General features: G+C 56.9%; 20 protein-coding genes. 2 read left to right on the top strand and 18 right to left on the bottom strand.

All coding sequences use genetic code 11. From position 1 onward, the window contains the following. Nucleotides 1-19: 19 nt before the first annotated feature. From menE to ACFX4U_RS12700, 8 genes are all read right to left on the bottom strand, one after another. Entirely contained in the window at nt 20-1,390 is a 1,371-nt protein-coding gene (gene menE / locus ACFX4U_RS12735; RefSeq protein ID WP_313506619.1) for an o-succinylbenzoate--CoA ligase, read from the bottom strand. Further along, entirely contained in the window at nt 1,387-2,352 is a 966-nt protein-coding gene (gene menC / locus ACFX4U_RS12730; RefSeq protein WP_313506618.1) for an o-succinylbenzoate synthase, read from the bottom strand. The genes menE and menC overlap by 4 nt, the downstream gene beginning before the upstream one ends. Then, complete coding sequence (menB, locus tag ACFX4U_RS12725) at nt 2,352-3,209, bottom strand: 1,4-dihydroxy-2-naphthoyl-CoA synthase (protein ID WP_017458581.1); 858 nt, start codon at nt 3,207-3,209, stop codon at nt 2,352-2,354. Before menB ends, menC begins: the two co-directional genes overlap by 1 nt. Continuing rightward, entirely contained in the window at nt 3,206-3,982 is a 777-nt protein-coding gene (menH, locus tag ACFX4U_RS12720; RefSeq protein WP_313506617.1) for a 2-succinyl-6-hydroxy-2,4-cyclohexadiene-1-carboxylate synthase, read from the bottom strand. The genes menB and menH overlap by 4 nt, the downstream gene beginning before the upstream one ends. Further along, nucleotides 3,979-5,649, bottom strand: coding sequence for a 2-succinyl-5-enolpyruvyl-6-hydroxy-3-cyclohexene-1-carboxylic-acid synthase (menD, locus tag ACFX4U_RS12715; RefSeq protein ID WP_313506616.1), 1,671 nt, complete (start codon nt 5,647-5,649; stop codon nt 3,979-3,981). Before menD ends, menH begins: the two co-directional genes overlap by 4 nt. A gap of 71 nt (nt 5,650-5,720) precedes the next feature. After that, nucleotides 5,721-7,016, bottom strand: a complete 1,296-nt coding sequence (gene menF / locus ACFX4U_RS12710) for an isochorismate synthase MenF (protein ID WP_313506615.1) — start codon at nt 7,014-7,016, stop codon at nt 5,721-5,723. An 87-nt stretch (nt 7,017-7,103) separates the two neighbouring features. Then, nucleotides 7,104-7,409, bottom strand: a complete 306-nt coding sequence (gene elaB, locus ACFX4U_RS12705) for a stress response protein ElaB (protein WP_017458585.1) — start codon at nt 7,407-7,409, stop codon at nt 7,104-7,106. A 53-nt stretch (nt 7,410-7,462) separates the two neighbouring features. Continuing rightward, nucleotides 7,463-7,924 (bottom strand): GNAT family N-acetyltransferase, encoded by a 462-nt coding sequence (locus tag ACFX4U_RS12700; protein WP_305735464.1) that lies wholly within the window; start codon nt 7,922-7,924, stop codon nt 7,463-7,465. A gap of 62 nt (nt 7,925-7,986) precedes the next feature. Between ACFX4U_RS12700 and rbn the strand changes: the two genes are divergently transcribed. Both rbn and ACFX4U_RS12690 read left to right on the top strand, forming a co-directional pair. Further along, complete coding sequence (gene rbn / locus ACFX4U_RS12695; RefSeq protein WP_313506614.1) at nt 7,987-8,904, top strand: ribonuclease BN; 918 nt, start codon at nt 7,987-7,989, stop codon at nt 8,902-8,904. A gap of 77 nt (nt 8,905-8,981) precedes the next feature. Then, nucleotides 8,982-10,007, top strand: a complete 1,026-nt coding sequence (locus ACFX4U_RS12690) for a chemotaxis protein (RefSeq protein WP_025263901.1) — start codon at nt 8,982-8,984, stop codon at nt 10,005-10,007. Nucleotides 10,008-10,082: 75 nt separating this feature from the next. Here the strand turns inward: ACFX4U_RS12690 and nuoN are convergent, their stop codons facing one another. From nuoN to nuoE, 10 genes are all read right to left on the bottom strand, one after another. Continuing rightward, the gene (gene nuoN / locus ACFX4U_RS12685; RefSeq protein WP_020454521.1) at nt 10,083-11,540 is read right to left on the bottom strand and encodes an NADH-quinone oxidoreductase subunit NuoN; all 1,458 of its coding nucleotides are present in this window, start codon (nt 11,538-11,540) and stop codon (nt 10,083-10,085) included. Between the two features lie 6 nt (nt 11,541-11,546). Further along, on the bottom strand, nt 11,547-13,076 hold the full coding sequence (gene nuoM / locus ACFX4U_RS12680; RefSeq protein ID WP_020454522.1) for an NADH-quinone oxidoreductase subunit M: 1,530 nt from the start codon (nt 13,074-13,076) through the stop codon (nt 11,547-11,549). 234 nt (nt 13,077-13,310) lie between these two features. Continuing rightward, nucleotides 13,311-15,152: an NADH-quinone oxidoreductase subunit L gene (nuoL, locus tag ACFX4U_RS12675; RefSeq protein ID WP_313506613.1), complete on the bottom strand. Its 1,842-nt coding sequence runs from the start codon at nt 15,150-15,152 to the stop codon at nt 13,311-13,313. Further along, nucleotides 15,149-15,451, bottom strand: coding sequence for an NADH-quinone oxidoreductase subunit NuoK (nuoK, locus tag ACFX4U_RS12670; protein ID WP_002463445.1), 303 nt, complete (start codon nt 15,449-15,451; stop codon nt 15,149-15,151). Before nuoK ends, nuoL begins: the two co-directional genes overlap by 4 nt. Further along, nucleotides 15,448-16,002 carry an NADH-quinone oxidoreductase subunit J gene (gene nuoJ, locus ACFX4U_RS12665; protein ID WP_200550344.1) on the bottom strand — a complete coding sequence of 185 codons (555 nt, stop codon included), beginning with the start codon at nt 16,000-16,002 and terminating at the stop codon, nt 15,448-15,450. The genes nuoK and nuoJ overlap by 4 nt, the downstream gene beginning before the upstream one ends. A gap of 11 nt (nt 16,003-16,013) precedes the next feature. Further along, the gene (nuoI, locus tag ACFX4U_RS12660) at nt 16,014-16,556 is read right to left on the bottom strand and encodes an NADH-quinone oxidoreductase subunit NuoI (RefSeq protein ID WP_017458593.1); all 543 of its coding nucleotides are present in this window, start codon (nt 16,554-16,556) and stop codon (nt 16,014-16,016) included. Nucleotides 16,557-16,570: 14 nt separating this feature from the next. Beyond that, nucleotides 16,571-17,548: an NADH-quinone oxidoreductase subunit NuoH gene (nuoH, locus tag ACFX4U_RS12655; protein ID WP_017458594.1), complete on the bottom strand. Its 978-nt coding sequence runs from the start codon at nt 17,546-17,548 to the stop codon at nt 16,571-16,573. Further along, nucleotides 17,545-20,271, bottom strand: a complete 2,727-nt coding sequence (nuoG, locus tag ACFX4U_RS12650; RefSeq protein ID WP_313506611.1) for an NADH-quinone oxidoreductase subunit NuoG — start codon at nt 20,269-20,271, stop codon at nt 17,545-17,547. Before nuoG ends, nuoH begins: the two co-directional genes overlap by 4 nt. A gap of 89 nt (nt 20,272-20,360) precedes the next feature. Beyond that, nucleotides 20,361-21,698: an NADH-quinone oxidoreductase subunit NuoF gene (gene nuoF / locus ACFX4U_RS12645; protein ID WP_017458596.1), complete on the bottom strand. Its 1,338-nt coding sequence runs from the start codon at nt 21,696-21,698 to the stop codon at nt 20,361-20,363. Continuing rightward, nucleotides 21,695-22,195: an NADH-quinone oxidoreductase subunit NuoE gene (gene nuoE / locus ACFX4U_RS12640; RefSeq protein WP_017458597.1), complete on the bottom strand. Its 501-nt coding sequence runs from the start codon at nt 22,193-22,195 to the stop codon at nt 21,695-21,697. Before nuoE ends, nuoF begins: the two co-directional genes overlap by 4 nt. Between the last annotated feature and the right edge of the window lies 1 nt (nt 22,196).

The raw sequence follows: 22,196 nt of genomic DNA, 5'->3' as shown, positions 1-22,196 counted from the left end.
AATAGTCCTGCCGCTATTTTTACGTGTTACCGTCAAGGGTGCTAACCCACTGCTGAACGGCGCGCCGGGAGATCTTAATACCGCCATTTTTAAGCGCTGCGGGCAACATCAGCCAGCGTACCGGCTGCTGGAAACGGGCCAGTTTATCAGCGACCCATTGGCTCAGCGCATCGGCATTTACGTCACCTGCGCACTCCACCACCGCCACCGGGCGTTGACCAAATTCGGCGTCATCGACAGGCACCACCAGCACCTGCTGCACTTGGGGGTGGCGGGCAATAATGCGTTCAACTTCTTCTGGCTGAATGCCTTCCCCACCGCTGAAAAAAAGATTGTCCAGACGACCGTGAATGGTCAGGCAGCCATTGTTCAGCTCGCCGCGATCGCGCGTGGCAAACCAGCCTTCACTGTTTACCAACGGGAGGAGTTCTCCGTTGCACCAGTAACCCGACGCCATGCTGGCGGCACGCAGCCAGACTTCCTCGCCGACAATTTTCACTTCACGCCCTGGCAACGCGTAGCCAACATCAGGCTGACCATCGGCTTCTTTCGCACACACCGTCGAGGCAAATTCAGTTAAGCCGTAACCGCACCAGCTGCGAATCCCGCGCTCGCGGGCCTGCTGCGTGAGTTCGACGGGGATCGCCGCGCCGCCCAGTAACACCGCTTTCAGCGAGACTGGTACATTGTCATTCAACAAGCGCCACAGCTGCGTTGGAACCAGCGAGGCGTGACTGCACCCGGCCAGCGCCTGCTCCAGCGGCGCTTTTTGCCGCACGGTGATCCGCGCGCCAGCCAGCAGCCAGCGCCATAAAATCCCCTGCCCCGAAACATGAAACAGCGGCAACGAGAGAAGCCAGTCGTCTTTCGCGGTAAACGGGATCAGCGCCAGCACGCCCTGTGCACTGGCAAAATGCGCCGCGCAGGTATGCACGGCGGCTTTCGGCAGCCCGGTAGAACCGGAAGTCAGGGTCATTGACGCCAGCCGTTGAGGCTGCCAGTCAACGGCGAAATCGCCATCAGCCTCGCTTAACGCCAGCGATGTTAAACCGGCGTACGCCGCGTGTGACTCCAGGTCGAGCGCAAAACGCAGCGTCAACTGTGGTAACAGCGCCTCCAGTTGCGTGGCGGGCAACTGCGGGTTCAGCGGTAAAACCCGCGCACCGCATTGCAACAGCGCCAGCCACGCCAGCAACGTCTCTGGCTGGTTGCGCGCGCGTAACATGACGCCATCGCCCGACTGCACGCCCTGGCGGGCAAACCCGCTGGCCAGCCTGTCAATACGCATACAGAGCTCACGCCAGTTAAGGCTTTGCTGCTCAAGACGAATTGCCGCCTGCTCGCCACGTACCTTACGCCAGTGACGCCAGGGCCAGTCGGGGAAAATCATAGCAATGGTTCCAGCGCATCAACCGACAAGCAGGGTAAATCACTCTCAGGCCAGCGGCGGAGCAGCTGCGTTTGCATTAATTGCAGCGTATCGAGACCCGGCACCGTTCCCGGCGTCAGCCAGGCGGCGATACGCGCCAGTTGCGTCAGACCAAGGCTCGATTCAATTGACGAACTGATAACGGTCGTCAGCCCCAGCGCTTTCGCCGCAGCAACCTGTTGTTGGACTTTCTGCAAACTGCCGGTCAGCATCGGTTTAATCACCACGGCACCGACTCCGGGCTGCTGCTCAAAACGAAAGTCCGCGTCACGCAGGCTCTCATCCCAGGCGAGGGTAATGCCGGTCTCGCGGGCAAACGCCAGTGACTCCTCGCGCGTCTTGCAGGGTTCTTCAAGAAACGCAATGCGCGAGCGATAAGCCGGATTGACATACTTCGCAAACTGTTGCGCTTTCAGCGGCGTCCAGGCGCGGTTAGCATCGAGGCGCAAACAGAGATCGGGAATCGACTCCAGCAGCAAGTTGACCACCATGCCGTCACGCACCGCTTCATACAACCCCACTTTCACTTTCGCCAGCTTCTCACCCGGCAAAGCAGCAAGCGCGACGAACAGTTCATCCGGGTCACCGCTACACAGCATCGCGGCACGGTAATCCGCCGCCTGCGGCAGCGCATCGCTAAGCTCTGCCAGCGCGCAACTCAAACCAAATGCCGCAGAAGGCGCATCCGGCAGCGGTGGCTGTTCGCCGTCGCGCCAGCTACGCACCCACGCCACCACAACAGGCTGAACGTCATCCAGCGTTTCCAGGCTAAACCCCGGCAGAGGGGAAATCTCCCCCCAGCCTTCACGCTCGCCCTCGGTGAGATGAACGAACAACCCGTCACGTGTTTTCAGGCGCCGCTCACGCAGCACCACGCCCGCATCAAGCGGGATTTGCCAGCGGTAAACCTGCGCCTGTCGCATTATGGATTCCGTTTGAATTTGCTGAAATCAGGCTGGCGTTTTTCGTTAAACGCATTGCGGCCTTCCTGACCTTCTTCGGTCATGTAGAACAGCATGGTGGCGTTACCCGCCAGCTCCTGCAGGCCCGCCTGACCATCGCAGTCGGCGTTCAGCGCAGCTTTCAGGCAGCGCAGCGCCATTGGGCTGTTTTGCAGCATTTCGCGACACCAGCGCACAGTCTCTTTCTCAAGATCGGCAACCGGTACAACGGTGTTGACCAGTCCCATATCGAGCGCCTGTTTGGCATCGTACTGACGGCAAAGGAACCAGATTTCACGTGCTTTTTTCTGCCCAACGATGCGCGCCATGTAAGACGCCCCCCAGCCGCCATCGAAGGAGCCAACTTTCGGGCCGGTCTGGCCGAAAATGGCATTTTCCGCCGCAATCGTCAGATCGCACATCATGTGCAGCACGTGACCGCCGCCGATGGAGTAACCCGCCACCATCGCCACCACCGGTTTCGGGCAGGTGCGGATCTGGCGCTGGAAATCCAGCACGTTGAGATGATGCACGCCAGAATCATCCTGGTAGCCGCCGTAATCGCCGCGCACTTTTTGATCGCCGCCGGAACAGAAGGCTTTATCCCCTTCGCCAGTCAGAATAATCACGCCCACGCTGTCGTCATAACGCGCATCAGCCATGGCCTGAATCATCTCTTTAACCGTCAGCGGACGGAACGCATTGCGCACCTGCGGGCGGTTAATGGTGATCTTGGCAATACCATCGGCCGATTTCTGATAACGGATGTCGGTGTAACCTTCAGAACAGTCACGCCATTCAACCGGCGCATAAAGCATGTTTTCATCTGGGTGGATCATAATGTGTCCTTTGTCTCAAGACGCAGAATACGCGCCAGGGCGGCAATAACGTCAGCGGGATTTTCCCGGTGCGCGTTGTGCCCGGCGGCAGGAATGGCGTGACAGTGGCGCGAGACTTGCGTCGCCAGCGCCTGAAATTTGCTGTCATGTTCACCGTATAAATAATGTACTGGCACAGAAAGTGTCTGAAGGGCGGCGCGCAAATCAGGCTGGCAGGCAAGCGAAGTGGCCTCCAGCATCGCCGCCAGCGTTGCGCCGTTATTCTCGTCGCGTGTGGCCACCAGCGCCGCTCGTTGCGATTCGCTCAGCGTGGCAAAAACGGGTTGCCGGTACCAGGCGTCAAATACCTCACTCAATGGCTGCTGGCGAAAACGCGCAGCCCACTGCTGATCATTACGCAGCCGCTGTGCGCGATCGTCAGCGGATGTCAGTCCCGGGTGGCCACCTTCAACCACCAGACCGCACAGCCCGGCAGGATGCAGGCAGGCGTGGTACATCGCCACGCGCCCACCAAGCGAATACCCCACCAGCCAGTAGTTGCGTATGTTGTAATACTCAAGGGTGGTGCGCAGCAGCGCGTCCAGCGCATCAAAGGACGCAACGCCAATATGGGCTGAACCGCCATGTCCGGGCAGATCGAGGTACAAGCGCGGGAAATCACTCAGCGCGTCGCCAACGGGTTGCCACTCGCGGTTATCGCCGGAAAAACCATGCAGAAACACCAGCCACGGTTGCGGCTGGTGTCCACTAATGGTTTTACCGTGCAGGATCACAGATGGCTCACCTGCGCCAACAGCGTTTGTAACGTCCGCGCGCCGTCGGTTGCGTTCACCACCAGTTCAATCACCGTCGCACCTGGCTTGCACCAGGCGCCTTCCAGCGCCTGCTCAAGCTCAGCCCAATTCTCTGGTTGATGGTAAGCCAGGTTAAACATCGCTGCAGCATGCGCAAAATGGACATTCTGCGGCATCAAATAAAATTGCTCGCGCTCGGCGGGCGGCGTGGGCAGTAGCGAGAAAATTTGCCCACCATTGTTATTCACCACCAGCAGGACGAACGGCGCAGAAGCCTGCCGCAGCAGCGCCAGCGCATTGAGATCGTAAAGCGCGGAGAGATCGCCCACAATCGCCAGCGTAGGGCGCGCGGTAGCGCGCTGAACGCCCGCCGCCGTTGAAAGCAAGCCGTCGATACCGCTGGCGCCGCGATTGCTGTAAACCGGATACCCGGCCGGGAGCTGCCCCAGTGCATCGACCAGCCGCACGACCAGGCTATTACCAAGAAAAAGCTGCCCCTGGGCTGGCAAATAATCCGCGATGCGGTGCGCCAGTTGCGCCTCGCCAAAAATATCGCGCTTCGCACAAACGGTTTCCCAGGCCTGCGCTGAAAGGTGTGGGATCGCCTCGCACCAGGGTGCGCGCGGTTCAGCCGGATGCAGCTCCAGCCAGTCGGCAACGCTTGAAACCAGCCGACGCCCGCGATGATGGGCCGGATCGAGCCGCCCTTGCAGGCGATCAATCAGCCAGTACTCTTCCGGTTCGCAGGTCGCCTGCCACTGCAACAGACGTTTGCCGGTCAGGCTGCTACCAAACTGCAACACAATCTGCGCCTGATTCAGCTCCGCCACTGCCTGGCCATTACCGAGCCAGAGATCGGCGCACGGCAGCGGTTGCCCGGTCTGCGAAAGCGCATCACCAATCAGCGGCCAGCCGAGCGTTTTCGCCCATTCAGCAAGCAAACGGCCTTCAGCCGCGCTCATGCGCCCTGCCACTATCACGCCGCGTTTTTGTCGCCAGAAAAACCAGTCGCGCTGCGTTTCGCTGCTCACCCTATTCGGTGCGCGCAACCATGGCGTGTCTGCCTGCCACCAGTCACCCAGCGCCTGCTGCCAGGCAAGGCCAGTATCATCCATTTCACCGTACAGCGGCTCAGCAAACGGGCAGTTAATATGTACCGCGCCGCCCTGTAACGAACCCAGCAGGTTATCAAGGGTGGAAACCAGCCAGCGCGCAGGAATGTCCTGCGACGGACGCGGGAGCGCGAGAGATTCCGTAGGATGCGTGGCAAACATGCCCGGCTGACGAATTGCCTGGTTGGCACCGCAGTCAATCAACTCTGGCGGTCGGTCCGCCGTCAGCAACACCAGTTTTTCACCGGTCAGCCCCGCTTCAATCAGCGCGGGATAAAGATTCGCCACCGCCGTGCCGGATGTCACGATCACCGCCACCGGCTCATTGCTGGCCTTTGCCAGCCCCAGCGCAAGGTGGCCTAAACCACGCTCATCAAAATGGGTGTGATGAATAAAGGCGTGATTTTCCGCTGCGGCCAGCGTTAATGGGGTGGAACGGGATCCGGGGGCAATGCATACATGCCTGACGCCGTGACGGGTAAGGGCTTCGAGGATCACCGCCGCCCAGCGTCGGTTAAATGAGCTTATCGACATGAATTTGTCCGGTATCAATATTACGGCTTAGTATAAATAATCAGGAACTATGTATTTTTGATATGAGTCGGTTATGCGTGACTAAGTTGTAATAATGATCGCAATCCCGCCGCTTTGTTCTCAATTTCCTGCCACTCTTGCTCCGCGTCTGAACCGGAAACAATGCCTGCACCGGCATAAAGACGTACGGTATTGCCGTCAATTTTTGCCGAACGCAGGGCAACGCAGAACTCACTCTGTTGCCGCGAAAGATAACCCGCCGAACCGGCATACCACTCGCGCTGAAAAGGCTCATGATGCGCAATAAATGCCCGCGCCTCACGGCGTGGCAATCCTGCAACTGCCGCTGTTGGCTGGAGCATTTTCAGGCAGAGCGCGTCATCCGGCGTTTGCAGATCGGTCCAGATACAGCGGCGAAGATGCTGTACTTTACGCAGCCGGACCACTTTCGGCGGCAGCACCTCCAGCGCACCAGTTTGCTGCTGTAAACGCTGGCAGATATCCTCCACCACCAGCATATTCTCCCGCTGGTTTTTATCATCAGCCATTAGCCAGTCGGCAAGCTGTTGCGCCTGCTGGTCATCTTCACGATTAGCAACCGTTCCGGCCAGCGCTTCAGTGCGTAAGGCGCTACCACGGCGACGCCACAGCCGCTCCGGCGTTGAGCCTAAAAAGGCCGTTTGCGCATTAAACGCCATCATGAAATGAAAACAGTGATGATTGAGGCGACGGCTGGCGGCCATCAACGCGGCGGCGTCCACTGCGCTGGCAAAATGGTAATCCGTTGCGCGGGCCAGTACGACTTTATCCAGCTCGCCGCTTTCCAGCGTTTGCAGCGCCTGCGCAATCAGCGTTCGCCAGCCATCGCGCTCAGGGATGTGATGCTGCTCAAGGCACGTTTGCTGCACGTTTTGCAACGGTGTCGATTCCACCAGCGCCGAAAGAAACGTGAGCGCGCGCTGCGCGTCATCATACAGGGACGTCTCGCTGAAAATATAGACGCGCAGAAAGGCATGACCGCCTTCCCGACGCCACTCCAGACGCGGTAAAAACAGTTCGCCTTGTATGGGATCAAACGCGTTAAGCCCCCAGATGCGAACATCTTCAGCGCTTTGCTGCAAAAAATCTTGCGCCTGGGGTAAAGAAGAGAAACGGCGCAATGCGCCAAGCGCGGCGGCTTCGTCATCGCCGCTACGTTGCTGCCAGTAAAATTGCGGCCACACGCCCTGGCTGGCAAGCCAGGTCAGGGGATCAAAAGCGTCGTTTAACGGGAAAGGGGCATCAAAAAAGCAAAATCCTGACGACCGGGGAATGTCGTCGGTCAGGCAACGGTGTAAGTGTGAAAGCGCCGAGGAAATGGAGTACACGCGAGCCCCTCCCTGTTAAAAACCACATAGTATACGGGGTACTTAGCGTAATAACAGTACCCCCTTCCAGGGAGGGGAAGTGAAACGTTAGCGGCGGGCTAACAGCAGACCGAGCACCAGACCCACTGCGGCACCGGCACCAATGCCCTGCCACGGTTTTTCATGCACGTAGTCATCTGCGCGATAAACGGCTTTTTTCGCACGGTAGTAGTACGTATCCGATGCACTGCTGACGCGGTTTTTCACTTCATGCAGCGCCTGTTCGGCACGGGCCTTCAACTCAATGTACTTTTGATCTGCGGGGTCGCCCGATGAGCGGAGAATTTCTTCCAGCGTTTCGCTCAGCAGGGTCAGGTCGTCATCAATATGTGATTCATAAGAATGATATGCCATCTGTTGTCTCCATGTTATGCACCTGTCCGCTAACTATAGACAAAGGCTGTCGGTTACGCCTGGCGGATCTCGCGCGCCATCCCGATATGTGCAATACCATCTTCGTCATACACATCGGTAACGGGTTGAAAACCAAAATGGGCATAGAAAGATTGGAGATGCGCCTGCGCGCCCAGATATAGCGCATGCTGCGGCCAGTGTTGCTCGCAGGAAAGCACCGCGCGTTCCATCAACTGATAGCCCAGTTTTTCGCCGCGAACCTGCGCACTGACAATCACACGACCGATAGCCACCGGAGAGAGATCATCATCACTTTTCAGAATCCTCGCATACGCCACCAGTTCGTCACCTTTCCAGCCGAGAAGATGGCGGTTCTCGCCCACCAGGTCATCACCATCCACATCCAGATAAGCGCAGGCCTGCTCAACCACAAACACTTCGCAGCGCAATTTCAGTAACGCATACAACTCAGAAACGGTCAGTTCGGAATGGTGCACATCCTGCCAGCGGATCATGTTGTTCTCCTCATTTATAGTGACCTCGTTATACTAGATTCTTTTTCATTCGGGCAAAGATTGTGGAACTGATTTTCTTAGGCACCTCTGCGGGCGTACCTACACGGGCGCGTAATGTCACGGCGATGCTGCTCAATTTACAACACCCAACCCGCGCCGGGCTTTGGCTGTTTGATTGCGGCGAAGGAACCCAGCACCAGATGCTGCGCACCGCCTTTCACCCCGGCAAGCTCGATAAAATTTTTATTACTCACCTGCACGGCGATCATCTTTTCGGACTGCCTGGGTTGCTATGCAGCCGCTCGATGGCCGGTAATGTTCAGCCACTGCAGATTTACGGCCCAAAAGGGATCCGCGAGTTTGTAGAAACCACGCTGCGGCTTAGCGGTTCATGGACCGACTACCCGCTGACCATTGAGGAAGTGACGCCGGGGCTGGTGGTGGATGATGGCTTGCGCAAAGTGACTGCTTATCCGCTGTCGCATCCGATCGAGTGCTACGGCTATCGTATTGAAGAGCATGATAAACCCGGCGCGCTGAACGCGGCGGCGTTAAAAGCGCAGGGCATCCCGGCCGGGCCGCTGTTCCAGCAATTAAAAGAGGGGAAAACTGTCACGCTGCCTGACGGGCGCATCGTCAATGGCGCGAATTATCTTGCCCCGGCAGAAAGCGGAAAAAAACTGGCGATTTTTGGCGACACCGCGCCCTGCCCGGCTGCGATGGAACTGGCGCAAGGCGTTGATTTACTGGTGCATGAAGCCACGCTTGAGCAGGCAATGGAGGAAAAAGCGAACAGCCGGGGACACAGTTCAACCCGCCAGGCGGCGCAGCTCGCCGCTGATGCCGGCGCAAAAAAGTTGGTGATTACCCATCTCAGTTCACGTTATGACGAACAGGGCAGCCAGGCGATGCTCGCCGAGTGTAAAACGTACTTTTCGCAAACGACATTGGCTGAAGATTTTGCGGTAGTTCACATTTGATTTTAATTTAGGCACTCTATTTTTTCTCCACCATGCCGATAATAGATATACGCAGGCATTTCCTATTTGAGGGCATGATGGACAATTTCCAGAAAGACATCGATGACAGGGCGAATCTTACTCTGTCGAACCGGTTTGAGCTGTTGCTGTTTCGCCTTGGCACATCGTTAGATGCCACCAAATCCGAGTTATTTGGCATCAACGTGTTTAAGCTACGCGAAATCGTACCGATGCCCACCTTTACCCGTCCCGCAGGGATGAAAGCGCCGCTGATGGGGATGGTTAACATCCGCGATCAGGTGATCCCGGTGATTGACCTCGCCGCAGTGGCGGGTTGTAAACCTGCAAGCGGTCTGAACATCTTACTCATTACGGAATATGCCCGTAGCGTGCAGGCATTTGCCGTTGAGTCCGTGGAAAATATTATTCGCCTGGACTGGAAACAGGTGCACACGGCCGAAAAAGCGATCAATGGTCGCTACATCACCAGTATTGCCTGCCTGGATGACGATAAGGATACCAACAACCTGGCGATGGTGCTGGACGTTGAGCAGATCCTCTATGACATCGTGCCTGCGGATCATGACGTTCACGGCGATCATGTGCCGGACAAGAAATTCAACCTGAAGCCGGGTTCTGTTGCCATTGTGGCGGAAGATTCCAAAGTGGCGCGCGCGATGCTGGAAAAAGGCCTCAACGCGATGCAGATCCCGAATGCAATGCATATCACCGGTAAAGACGCGTGGGAAAAAATCCAGTTGATGGCGCAGCAGGCCGATGCGGAAGGTGTTCCAGTAAGCGATAAGATCTCAATGGTTCTGACCGACCTCGAGATGCCGGAGATGGATGGCTTTACCTTAACGCGCCTTATCAAAACCGATCCGCGTTTGAAAAACATCCCGGTGGTGATCCACTCATCGCTCTCCGGTAGCGCTAACGAAGATCACGTGCGGAAAGTGCAGGCAGACGGTTACGTGGCGAAGTTCGAGATTAACGAACTCTCTTCCGTGATTCAGGAAGTGCTGGATCGCGCAGCGAATAACATTCGCGGCCCGCTGATCAGCCACCATCAGGTAACGTCTACCCCGCTGCTGGCGAAATAATCTTTCCACGTTTATTTGGTTAGCCCATAAAAAAACCGCCGATACCGGCGGTTTTTCTTTACCTCTTTCCAGGCCTTACATCATCGGCATCGCCAGTTGAACGATGCTGATCAGCGGCTGCGGATAGATACCTAACAGCAGCACCAGCAGCGCGGAGATAAGTACCACGATCCCGCCTGCGCTGTAAGCCCAGTTAGACGGCGCATCGCGGTTCAACTGTTGCGGTGCGTTCAGGTAGAGACTCACCGCCACGCGCAGGTAGTAATACAAACCAATCGCCGAGCCAAGCACCACCGCGGCAGTCAGCCACCACAGATGCGCTTCAACACCGACCGCCAGAATGTAGAACTTACCGATAAAGCCCAGCGTCATCGGAATACCCGCCAGCGACAGCATCATCACCGTCATTACCGCAGACAGGATTGGACGATGCCAGAACAAGCCACGGTAGGAGTAAAGCGATTCTGCGTCCGGGCCGCGATACGGGCTGGACATCAGGCTGACCACACCGAACGCGCCAAGGCTGCTGAACAGATAACCGGCCAGGTAAACACCGACGGTTTCCATCGACATCTGGCCGCCTTGCAGCGCAATCAGCGCCACCAGCAGATAACCCAGGTGCGAAATAGAGGAGAAGCCCAGCAGACGTTTAATGTTGGTCTGGCTCAGCGCCATCAGGTTACCGAAGATGATGGAGACGAAAGCGATGATACCCAGAACCACGCGAACCGCTTCGCTTTCACCCACTGGTGCGTAGAGAAACAGACGCATCACCACGCCAAAAATAGCGATTTTACTGGCGGTGGCCAGGAACGTGGACACCGGAGCAGGCGCGCCCTGGTAAACGTCTGGTGTCCACAGGTGGAACGGCACCAGCGAGAGTTTAAAACCAAGCCCGACAATCATCATGCCCAGACCCGCCAGCAGCAGCGGTTCATGTAGCATGCCTTCACCCAGGCTTTTACCGATCGCGACAAACGACAGGTTGCCGGTTTGCGCGTAAACCAGCGCAATACCGAACAGCAGGAACGACGAGGCGGCAGCAGACAAAATGGTGTATTTGATACTGGCTTCCAGCGAGCGTTTCTGGCGGAAGGCGTAGCCCACCAGCCCGAACAGCGGCAGAGAGATCAGCTCAATACCGAGGAACAGCGCCGCCATGTGATTCGCGTTCGCCAGCAGAATGCCGCCGAGCGCGGCAATCAGTACCAGCAGATAAAACTCTTCTTTGTTATCGCTGTACCCTTCCAGCCACGGATAGGCAAAGGTGCAAGTGGCGAGGCTCGCCAGCAGCACCAGCCCGGTGTAAAGCATGGCGTAGCCATCGACGCGCATCAGCGGGGTGACATCCATCGCCCCCGCCTGGCCGACGAACCACAAAGAGAGCAGCGCGACGTTCAGGCCAATGACCGACAGCGTGGCATTGAGAAAATGGTTGCGTCGCCACGCAATGGAGAGCATCACAACCACCACCGTCAATCCGACGATTAGCAGCGGCAGCAGCGCAATCAGGTGTTGTGGAGTTATCGTCATGGCGATTTACGGCCTTGTAGTAGTAACAGAATTAACAAACCACTGCTGGATATTGCCCATCGCGGCGTGCGATGTATCCAGAATCGGCTGCGGATAGAAGCCAAGCAGTACCAGAAGCACAACCAGGATCAGAATCATAAACAGCTCGCGCAGCGACAGACCCCGCAGTTCCTGGCTGGCGAGTTCGCTTTTCGCCTTGCCGAAGTAAGCACGATGCAGCATCGCCAGCGAGTACACCGACGCGAACACCAGGCCGAAGGTGGAAATCACCGTGATCGTCGGCACAACCTGATAGCTGCCGAAGAGGATCATGAATTCACCCACGAAGTTACCGGTACCCGGCATCCCAAGCGTTGCGACGGCAAAGAACATCGACAGCGCTGGCAGCCACTTAATCTTGCTCCACAAGCCGCCCATCATACGCATATCGCGCGTATGCAGACGTTCGTAGAGCTGGCCGCACAGAATAAACAGACCCGCAGCGGAAAGACCGTGGGCAATCATCTGAATCACCGCGCCCTGGTAAGCAAGCTGGCTGCCGGTGTAGATAGCAATCAGCACAAAGCCCATGTGAGACACGGAGGTGTAGGCGATAAGACGTTTGATATCGGTCTGGGTGAAGGCCATCCACGCGCCGTAGAAGATGCCGATCACGCCAAGCCACATGGCGATAGGCGCAAACTCTGCCGACGCGTTCGGGAACAGCGGCAGCGAGAAGCGCAGCAGACCGTAGGCGGCGGTTTTCAGCAAGATCCCCGCGAGGTCAACAGAACCGGCGGTCGGTGCCTGCGAGTGCGCGTCTGGCAGCCAGCCGTGCAGCGGCACCACCGGCATTTTTACCGCAAAGGCGATGAAGAAGCCGAGCATCAGCAGATATTCGACATTGCCGGACATCGGTGTTTTCAACAGATCTTCGTAAGCGAAAGTCCATACGCCGGTCGCGTTGTAGTGCACCAGCACCAGCGCCAGGATGGCAATCAGCATGACCAGACCGCTCGCCTGGGTATAAATGAAGAACTTGGTCGCCGCGGTAATACGCGTCTTCCCGTCGGAGGCTTTGTGGCCCCACAGCGCGATCAGGAAGTACATCGGCACCAGCATCATTTCCCAGAAGAAGAAGAACAGGAACATGTCGATGGCAAGGAACACGCCGATAACGCCGCCGAGGATCCACATCAGGTTCAGGTGGAAGAAGCCCTGATATTTCTCGATTTCACGCCAGGAGCAGAGCACCGCCAGTACGCCAAGGAAGCCGGTCAGCACCACCATCAGCAGCGACAAACCATCCATCGCCAGATGAATGCTAATGCCAAAGCGCGGGATCCAGTCATGCTTGAACGTTTCCTGCCACTGCGGAAGGCCGGTGACTTGCGTCAGAGAATAGCCGCCCTGCAACCAGAGTTGCAGAGAAAGCGCCAGCGTCAGTCCCATGGTGATCAGCGCGATCCAGCGCGGCACCTTCACGCCGAAGCGTTCGGTCTGCCAGCAGAGGAAGCCGCCGATAAAGGGAATCAGAATTAGCCAGGGTAGTAACATGGCGATTTTTGTTCCTTGTTTAAGTCCGTCTCAGGCTATCTTGCTCGTCATAGCGAACCCCGGCTGTGCTCGCAATCCTCACATACATCTGTACGCTCCGGTTGCTCTGCGCAGGCGGTGTCCACTCTGACTTCGCCGATAACGCCTGTCCATTCGGACCAGATTTTCAACGAATTTCTAAAAATTCTCTTTCCGTTTGCCAGCCGGATAAGCGCACTCAACCGGCCAACAAACTCAGCGCAATACCATCAACAGCGCCAGCACGACAACCGCGCCAATGCTCATGGATGCCACATACCAGCGCAGATAACCGTTCTCGCTAAACAGCAGACCTTTGCCTGCGAAGCGGGAAAGGATCGCCGGTATGTTCATCAGCGCATTCAGCGGATCGCTCTTCAGCAACCATGCAACACCGAGGTATGGCTTCACAAAGACGCGATCGTAAAGCCAGTCGAAGCCCCAGGCATTGAACCACCAGGTCCCGAAGAAACGTCCCGTAGCGCTGTTGGCTATCGAATGCACCAGTGTGCGATTACCCAGCCACAGCCATGCTGCCAGCAGGATACCGATAATCGCTACCGCACCGGATGCCACTTCCAGCATCACGACACTGCTGTGCGCAAGCTCGGTAGTTTCCGGCAACACGCCTTTCAGCGGCGGCACGATCATTGCGCCAACAAAAGTAGACAGCACCAGCAGCACGATCAGCGGCAGATGATGGGTAATTCCCTTCCCTGCATGCGCGTGGATTTGCTCTTTTCCGTGGAAGACAATGAAAATCAGACGGAAGGTGTAGAGCGATGTCATAAAGGCACCGACCAGGCCAGCAATCATCAGATTGATATGACCATTCGCAACTGCACCGGCAAGGATTTCGTCCTTACTGAAGAAGCCCGCGGTGATCATCGGCAACGCTGACAGCGCTGCGCCACCGACCAGGAAGCAAGCGTACACCAGCGGAATCGACTTACGCAGGCCACCCATTTTGAAGATGTTCTGCTCATGATGACACGCGAGGATCACTGAACCGGAGGAGAGGAACAGCAGCGCTTTAAAAAACGCGTGCGTCATCAGGTGGAAAATCGCCGCATCCCAGGCCTGTACACCCAGCGCCAGGAACATGTAACCAATCTGGCTCATGGTGGAGTAAGCGAGCACACGTTTGATATCGGTTTGCACCAGCGCGGCGAAACCGGCCATCAGCAGTGTTACCGCCCCGACAATCCCGACCAGATGCAGTACTTCCGGCGTCAACAGGAACAAGCCGTGCGTACGTGCAATCAGGTAGACACCGGCGGTGACCATTGTCGCCGCGTGAATCAGCGCCGAAACCGGGGTCGGGCCAGCCATCGCATCGGCAAGCCAGGTCTGCAACGGTAGCTGTGCGGATTTACCAACCGCACCGCCCAGCAGCATCAGCGTCGCCCACATCAGCATGTTATTGCCGTTAGCGAAGTGCTGCGGAGCCAGTTCAACCATTTCGCGGAAGTTCAGCGTGCCCAGTTCGTTGTAAAGAATGAACAGTGCGAAAGCGAGGAACACGTCACCCACGCGGGTGACGACAAACGCTTTCATCGCCGCGGCGCCATTCTTCGGATCGGTATAGTAGAAACCAATCAGCAGATAGGAACACAGACCCACGCCTTCCCAGCCGAGGTACATCAGCAGCAGATTATCACCCAGCACCAGAACGACCATGCTGGCGATAAACAGGTTGGTATAGGCGAAGAAGCGGGAGTAACCCTCTTCACCGCGCATATACCAGGAAGCGAACATGTGGATCAGGAAGCCGACGCCGGTGACCACCGAAAGCATGGTCAGGGAGAGGCCATCCAGCACCAGATTGAAGCCGATGTTGAAATCACCGACCGCCATCCACGTCCACAGCGGTTTTGCGAAAGGTTGCTGGCCATGATTGAAGAAATCAACGCCCGCATACGCGCTAACCAGCGCAGCCAGACCAATCGACCCGACACCTACGGTTGCAGAAACATTTTCCGACCAGCGGCCGCGGGAAAACGCCAACAGCACAAAGCCAATAAAAGGAAAAATAATGGTTAAGGCGAGCATGTTCATCCACGCATCTCACTTACTGAATCGATATTCAGATTCTGGCGGCGACGATGGAGTTGCAGTAGCAACGCCAGGCCAATGCTCGCTTCGGCAGCCGCGAGGCTAATGGCGAGAATATACATCACCTGTCCATCGGTCTGACCCCAGTAGCTGCCCGCGACCACAAAGGCCAGCGCAGCGGCGTTAATCATGATTTCCAGCCCAATCAGCATAAACAGCAGGTTGCGGCGGATAACCAGACCGGTCAGCCCCAAAACAAACAAAATCGCAGCGAGGATCAATCCATGTTGCAACGGGATCATGCGTGCTCCTCCGTTTTTCTTTTCGCGCGGTCTTCCGTGCGATTGCTCAGCACTTCACCTGGACGGTCTTCGCGACCCAGATGGAAAGCGACAACCAGCCCCGCCAGCAGCAGCATAGACGCCAGTTCTACCGCCAGTACATAAGGGCCAAACAGCGTAATGCCCACCGCTTTCGCGCCAATCGCCGTACCCTCGATGCCCTGATCGTTAACGCCGAGGATGGCGTAAATCATCACCGCCAGCAGCACTGCGGAGAGCAGCGCCGGGCCAATCCAGATTTGCGGCGACAGCCAGTTGCGCTCCTGCTCGACCACGGTATTGCCGAGGTTTAGCATCATCACAACGAACACAAACAGCACCATGATGGCCCCGGCATAGACGATGATCTCCAGCGCCCCGGCGAAGTACGCGCCGAGCGAAAAGAAGACCCCGGCAATGGCCAGCAGAGACACAATCAGATACAGCAACGCGTGTACCGGGTTGGTATGCGTAATCACGCGTACCGTCGTCAGGATGGCGACCAGGCCACAGATATAAAAAGCGAACTCCATTGCCCCTCTCCTTACGGTAACAGGCCCTTGACGTCGATAGGCTTGGCTTCATTTTCCGCTTCGCCTTTATCTTTGCCGTCGATTGCCATACCTGCCATCCGGTAGAAGTTATATTCCGGGTATTTGCCCGGACCGGAGATCAGCAGATCCTCTTTTTCGTACACCAGATCCTGACGTTTGTATTCGCCCATCTCGAAATCCGGGGTGAGCTGAATTGCCGTTGTCGGGCACGCTTCTTCGCACAGGCCGCAGAAAATGCAGCGTGAGAAGTTGATACGGAAAAATTCCGGATACCAGCGGCCGTCCTGCATCTCCGCTTTTTGCAGCGAGATACAGCCGACAGGGCAGGCTACCGCACACAGGTTACAGGCAACGCAACGCTCGGAACCGTCCGGGTCGCGCGTCAGCACGATACGGCCACGGTAGCGCGGCGGCAGGTAGACCGGCTCTTCCGGGTACATACGCGTTTCACGTTTGGCGAACGCATGCAGGCCAATCATCCAGATACTACGAACCTGGGTGCCGAAGCCCACGAGTAATTCTTTTAAAGTCATGGTCTTTTCACCCCTTATTGCGCTTGCCAGAGAATGACAGCCGCCGTTCCCAGCAAGTTAATCAGCGTCAATGGCAGGCAGACTTTCCAGCCGAAGGACATCACCTGGTCATAACGCGGACGCGGCAGCGCGGCACGGATCAAAATGAACATCATCATAAAGAACGCGGTTTTCAGCGCGAACCAGATGAATGGCGGTAACAACGGCCCTTGCCAGCCACCGAAGAACAACGTGACCATCAGTGCGGAAATGGTGACGATACCGATGTATTCCCCGACGAAGAACAGGCCGAACTTCATACCGGAATATTCGATGTGGTAACCATCCGCCAGCTCCTGCTCCGCTTCAGGCTGGTCAAACGGGTGACGGTGACACACCGCAACGCCCGCGATAGCGAAAGTCACAAAGCCAAAGAATTGCGGGATAACGTTCCACAAACCGGCCTGGTTGTTAACAATGTCGGTCATGTTGAATGAACCGGCCTGCGCAACCACACCCATCAGGGAAAGCCCGAGAAACACTTCATAGCTCAGGGTCTGCGCGGAAGCACGCATCGCACCGAGCAACGAGTATTTGTTGTTACTCGACCAGCCAGCGAACAGCACCGCGTAAACCGCCAGACCCGCCATCATCAGGAAGAACAGGATCCCGATATTGAGGTCGGCCACCACCCAGGTAGGGCTGACCGGCACAATGGCGAACGCTAACAGCAACGAAGTAAAGGCAATCATTGGCGCAAGAGTAAAAATCACGCGGTCCGAAAAGCGCGGGATCCAGTCCTCTTTAAAGAACATCTTGATCATGTCCGCAACCAGCTGGAGTGAACCACCCCAGCCTACGCGGTTCGGCCCGTAACGGTTCTGGAACAGACCGAGCAGACGACGTTCACCAAAGCTCATGAACGCACCGCAGGTGACCACCACCAGCAGAATGACGACCGCTTTCAGAATGCTTAACAGAATGTCGATAACATCCGGTGTTAACCAGCTCATGCTTGCGCCTCCTGCAGATTTTCAAGACGTGCTCCGGCCAGTACCGGCGCGATGCCCGGCATCCCCATCGGCAGACCAACCTGCCCTGCCGCCAGACCTTCAGAAACCTGCAACGGCAGGCTGATAGTCTGCCCTTCGTAAGTGAAGGAGATATGCGCACCCGCGTTCACACCAAGCTTCGCTGCGTCTGCCGGATTCAGCTTGATGTACGGCTGCGGCATGCGGCTCTGGAACACCGGCGAACGCTGCGACAGTTCGTCGCTACCAAACAGGTGATAGTAAGGCGCGATACGCCACTTGCCATCCTGCACTTCGAACGCGCCCGGTACGGTAGTGAAATAATCAAGACTGCTTTCAGATGCTTCGATCAAGCGTACGCCCGGATCGCCGTGACGCAGATGACCACCCACTTCGTCCTGGAATTTGTTCCAGGCCTGCGGGGAGTTCCAGCCCGGCGCCCATGCAAACGGGATTTGCGAACGCGGCGCAGACGGCTGGTTGTTCCCTTCCATTGAGAAAGCGAACATAGTGTCTTTGTCCTGCGGCTGACGCGGTTCATGCACGCTGATATTGGCGCGCATTGCTGTGCGACCACTGTAGCGGTGCGGTTCACGCGCCAGTTTCTGGCCACGAATACGGAAGCTCGCATCCGGCGCGGCGTCTTTAATACCGGCCAGTTGCGGCAGTGCTTCAACGGCCGCGTCGATCACGTGATCAAGCTGAGTCCAGTCCACTTCGCGGTTTTGTACGGTACTGTGCAACGAGTGCAGCCAGCGCCAGCTTTCCAGCATCAGCGTTTTGCTGTCGTAATAGGTCGGGTCATAAACCTGGAAGAAGCGCTGCGCGCGGCCTTCGTTGTTGATGACCGTACCGTCGCTTTCAGCAAAGCTGGCGGCGGAAAGCACCAGATGAGCGCTGTCCATAATGGCGGTGCGCTGATGATCAACCACCAGCACCAGCGGCGCTTTCGCCAGCGCCGCGTCAACGCGGGCCGCAGAAGCGTGACGGTGCAGATCGTTTTCCAGCACGACAACGGCGTCAGCACTGCCGCTTTCCAGCTCAGCCAGCGCGTCATCGAGGCTACCGCCGCCGATAAGCCCCAGCCCCATACTGTTCACCGAACGGGCAATCATGGTGATGCCGACATCGGAACCACGGCCTTTCAGTGCTTTCGCAACGTTTGCCGCCGCCTGAATCACCGCCGTGCTCCCGGCGTTAGTTCCGGAGATAATCAGCGGTTTTTTGGCCCCGGCCAGCGCCTGAACAATCACATCTACTTTGCTTTTCAGGTCGTTGCTCAGACCATCAACCGCAGGGGACGCCTCGTCCAGCGCATGCGCGATGGCGAAACCTAAGCGAGCCTGGTCTTCTACCGGTGCGCAGTAGGTCCACGCTGCGATATCGTCCAGACGCGTGCTGTCGACGTTAGTAACGAACAGCGGATGTTTAGCGCGCTGACCAATGTTCATGATCGCCGCGATCTGCCAGTCGGCCACTTTCTGCGCCGCCGCCATTTCACGGGCTTTGCCTTTCACCGCCTGGCGAACCGCCAGCGAGACGCGCGCGCCGGTCTGGGTGATATCTTCACCGAGGATCAACACCGCGTCGTAAGATTCAATTTCACGCAGCGCCGGTGTACGGATGCCGCCTTCGCGCAGCACTTTCAGCGCCAGCTCAAGACGTTCCTGCTCACCTTTGGCGATGCCGGTATAGAAGTTTTCCGCGCCGACTAATGCACGCAGCGCGAAGTTGCTCTCTACGCTTGCGCGCGGAGAACCGATACCGATCACTTTCTTCGACTGACGCAGAATATCCGCGGCACCCTGCATCGCCTGCTCGGCGTTAAGGGTGATCAGATCGTCGCCACGGCGTTGAACCGGCTGACGCGGTCTGTCTTTCAGGTTGACGTAGCCATAGCCGAAACGACCACGGTCGCAAAGGAAATAGTGGTTAACGGTACCGTTGTAACGGTTTTCAATGCGGCGCAGTTCACCATAACGTTCACCAGGGCTGGTGTTACAACCCAGCGAGCACTGCTGGCAGATGCTCGGCGCGAACTGCATATCCCACTTACGGTTATAACGCTCGGAGTGGGTTTTATCGGTGAAAACACCGGTCGGGCAGATTTCTACCAGGTTGCCGGAGAATTCACTTTCGAGCACGCCGTCTTCAGGGCGACCAAAGTAGACGTTGTCATGGGCGCCATACACGCCAAGATCCGTGCCGTCCGCGTAGTCTTTGTAGTAACGCACGCAGCGGTAACAGGCGATACAGCGGTTCATTTCGTGAGAGATGAATGGGCCGAGATCCTGATTACGGTGCGTACGTTTGGTGAAACGATAGCGGCGGAAGCTGTGACCGGTCATTACGGTCATATCCTGCAGGTGGCAGTTGCCCCCTTCTTCACAGACCGGACAGTCGTGCGGATGGTTGGTCATCAACCACTCGACCACACTTTCACGGAACTGCTTCGCTTCGTCGTCATCAATAGAGATAAAAGTACCGTCGGATGCCGGTGTCATACAGGACATCACCAGGCGGCCACGCGTGTCTTCCGCGTTTTGATATTGCTTCACCGCACACTGGCGGCACGCACCCACGCTCCCCAGCGCCGGATGCCAGCAAAAATAGGGAATATCAAGGCCTAAAGAGAGACACGCCTCAAGAAGGTTGTCTGCTCCGTTTACCTCGTATTCTTTGCCGTCTACATGAATAGTAGCCATTAGCATGCTTCCAGTTGTCTCAGTCAGCGACTAAGAGTTAATCAAAATTCTGTTCGCGTCCCCTCATCGGCTCGATGAAGAGAGAACCATTACCAGCGCGCTTTCAGCAAGTTTGGCTGGATACCGCCAATTGCATGGGTATTGCTGAATTGCTGTTTAATGCCCGCTTCGAACTCTTCGCGGAAATATTTAATCGCGCTCTGTAACGGTTCAACCGCACCTGGCGCATGCGCGCAGAAGGTTTTACCCGGCCCGAGTTGTCGACACAGTTGCTCAAGTGTCTCGATATCTCCAGGCTGGCCTTCACCGCGCTCCAGCGCACGCAGGATTTTCACGCTCCACGGCAGACCATCGCGACATGGCGTACACCAGCCGCAGGACTCGCGGGCGAAGAACTCTTCCAGGTTACGCACCAGCGGTACCATGCCAATTTCATGGTCAACGGCCATCGCCAGCGCTGTACCGAGACGGCTACCTGCTTTACCGATGCTTTCAAACTCCATCGGCAAGTCGAGGTGTGCTTCGGTCAGGAAGTCAGTACCTGCCCCGCCCGGCTGCCAGGCTTTAAATTTCAGGCCATCACGCATACCGCCCGCGTAATCCTCAAGGATTTCACGCGCGGTGGTACCAAACGGCAGCTCCCACAGACCCGGATTCTTCACGCGGCCGGAGAAGCCCATCAGTTTGGTGCCCGCATCTTTGCTGGTCGAAATGTTCTGATACCACTCAACGCCGTTAGCCAGAATAGCCGGGACGTTACACAGGGTTTCGACGTTGTTCACACACGTCGGTTTGCCCCATGCGCCAGAACTTGCCGGGAATGGCGGTTTGGAACGCGGGTTGGCGCGGCGGCCTTCCAGCGAGTTAATCAGCGCCGTTTCTTCACCGCAGATATAACGTCCCGCACCGGTATGCACGAACAGTTCGAAGTCAAAACCGCTGCCAAGAATGTTCTTGCCGAGCAAACCGGCTTCGGTTGCTTCAGCAATCGCGCGGCGCAGATGCACCGCCGCTTCAATGTATTCACCGCGCAGGAAGATGTAGCCACGGTAGGCTTTCAGCGCGAATGCCGAAATCAGCATCCCTTCCACCAGCAGATGCGGCAGTTGCTCCATCAGCAGGCGGTCTTTGTAGGTGCCCGGTTCCATTTCATCGGCGTTACACAGCAGGTAACGGATGTTCATGGATTCGTCTTTCGGCATCAGGCTCCACTTCAGCCCCGTGGAGAAGCCCGCGCCGCCGCGACCTTTCAGACCAGAATCTTTGACCGCGTTGACAATCTCATCCGGCGCCATGCCGGTCAGCGCTTTGCGCGCACCGGCGTAACCGTTTTTGCTCTGGTACTCTTCGAGCCAGACCGGCTGTTTGTCATCGCGCAGACGCCAGGTCAGCGGATGCGTTTCAGGAGTACGGATAACTGTTTTCATTTATACCGCTCCAGCAAGTCAGGGATCGCGTCCGGCGTCAGATGGCTGTGAGTGTCCTCATCAATCATCATGTTCGGGCCTTTATCGCAGTTACCCAGACAGCAGGTCGGCAGCAGCGTAAAGCGACCGTCGAACGTTGTCTGGCCCGGTTTGATCTTCAGATGGCTTTCAATCGCTGATTGAATGCCCTGATAGCCGGTGATATGGCAAACCACGCTGTCGCAATAGCGAATAACATGGCGGCCAACAGGCTGGCGGAAGATCTGGCTGTAGAATGTTGCCACGCCTTCGACATCGCTCGCCGGAATACCCAGCACATCAGCGATGGCGTAAATTGCGCCGTCCGGCACCCAACCACGCTGTTTCTGAACGATCTTCAGCGCTTCAATGGACGCCGCACGCGGGTCTTCGTAGTGGTGCTTCTCGTGCTCAATTGCCTCACGCTCTGCCGCACTCAGCTCAAAAGCCTCGGTTTGTGGTTGTTGATTCTCGTGCATA

The sequence above is a fragment of the Kosakonia sp. YIM B13588 genome (genome assembly GCF_042788165.1).
Classification (GTDB): Bacteria; Pseudomonadota; Gammaproteobacteria; order Enterobacterales; family Enterobacteriaceae; genus Kosakonia; species Kosakonia sacchari.
The sequence above is the reverse complement of the archived record's forward strand: the minus strand, read 5'-3'. Positions and strand labels throughout refer to the sequence as shown.

Coding starts and splice junctions, on each gene's coding strand:
- menE (WP_313506619.1), bottom strand. CDS start 1,390: ATGATTTTCCCCGACTGGCCCTGGCGTCACTGGCGTAAGGTACGTGGC.
- menC (WP_313506618.1), bottom strand. CDS start 2,352: ATGCGACAGGCGCAGGTTTACCGCTGGCAAATCCCGCTTGATGCGGGC.
- menB (WP_017458581.1), bottom strand. CDS start 3,209: ATGATCCACCCAGATGAAAACATGCTTTATGCGCCGGTTGAATGGCGT.
- menD (WP_313506616.1), bottom strand. CDS start 5,649: ATGTCGATAAGCTCATTTAACCGACGCTGGGCGGCGGTGATCCTCGAA.
- elaB (WP_017458585.1), bottom strand. CDS start 7,409: ATGGCATATCATTCTTATGAATCACATATTGATGACGACCTGACCCTG.
- ACFX4U_RS12700 (WP_305735464.1), bottom strand. CDS start 7,924: ATGATCCGCTGGCAGGATGTGCACCATTCCGAACTGACCGTTTCTGAG.
- ACFX4U_RS12690 (WP_025263901.1), top strand. CDS start 8,982: ATGGACAATTTCCAGAAAGACATCGATGACAGGGCGAATCTTACTCTG.
- nuoN (WP_020454521.1), bottom strand. CDS start 11,540: ATGACGATAACTCCACAACACCTGATTGCGCTGCTGCCGCTGCTAATC.
- nuoM (WP_020454522.1), bottom strand. CDS start 13,076: ATGTTACTACCCTGGCTAATTCTGATTCCCTTTATCGGCGGCTTCCTC.
- nuoL (WP_313506613.1), bottom strand. CDS start 15,152: ATGAACATGCTCGCCTTAACCATTATTTTTCCTTTTATTGGCTTTGTG.
- nuoK (WP_002463445.1), bottom strand. CDS start 15,451: ATGATCCCGTTGCAACATGGATTGATCCTCGCTGCGATTTTGTTTGTT.
- nuoJ (WP_200550344.1), bottom strand. CDS start 16,002: ATGGAGTTCGCTTTTTATATCTGTGGCCTGGTCGCCATCCTGACGACG.
- nuoI (WP_017458593.1), bottom strand. CDS start 16,556: ATGACTTTAAAAGAATTACTCGTGGGCTTCGGCACCCAGGTTCGTAGT.
- nuoH (WP_017458594.1), bottom strand. CDS start 17,548: ATGAGCTGGTTAACACCGGATGTTATCGACATTCTGTTAAGCATTCTG.
- nuoG (WP_313506611.1), bottom strand. CDS start 20,271: ATGGCTACTATTCATGTAGACGGCAAAGAATACGAGGTAAACGGAGCA.
- nuoF (WP_017458596.1), bottom strand. CDS start 21,698: ATGAAAACAGTTATCCGTACTCCTGAAACGCATCCGCTGACCTGGCGT.
- nuoE (WP_017458597.1), bottom strand. CDS start 22,195: ATGCACGAGAATCAACAACCACAAACCGAGGCTTTTGAGCTGAGTGCG.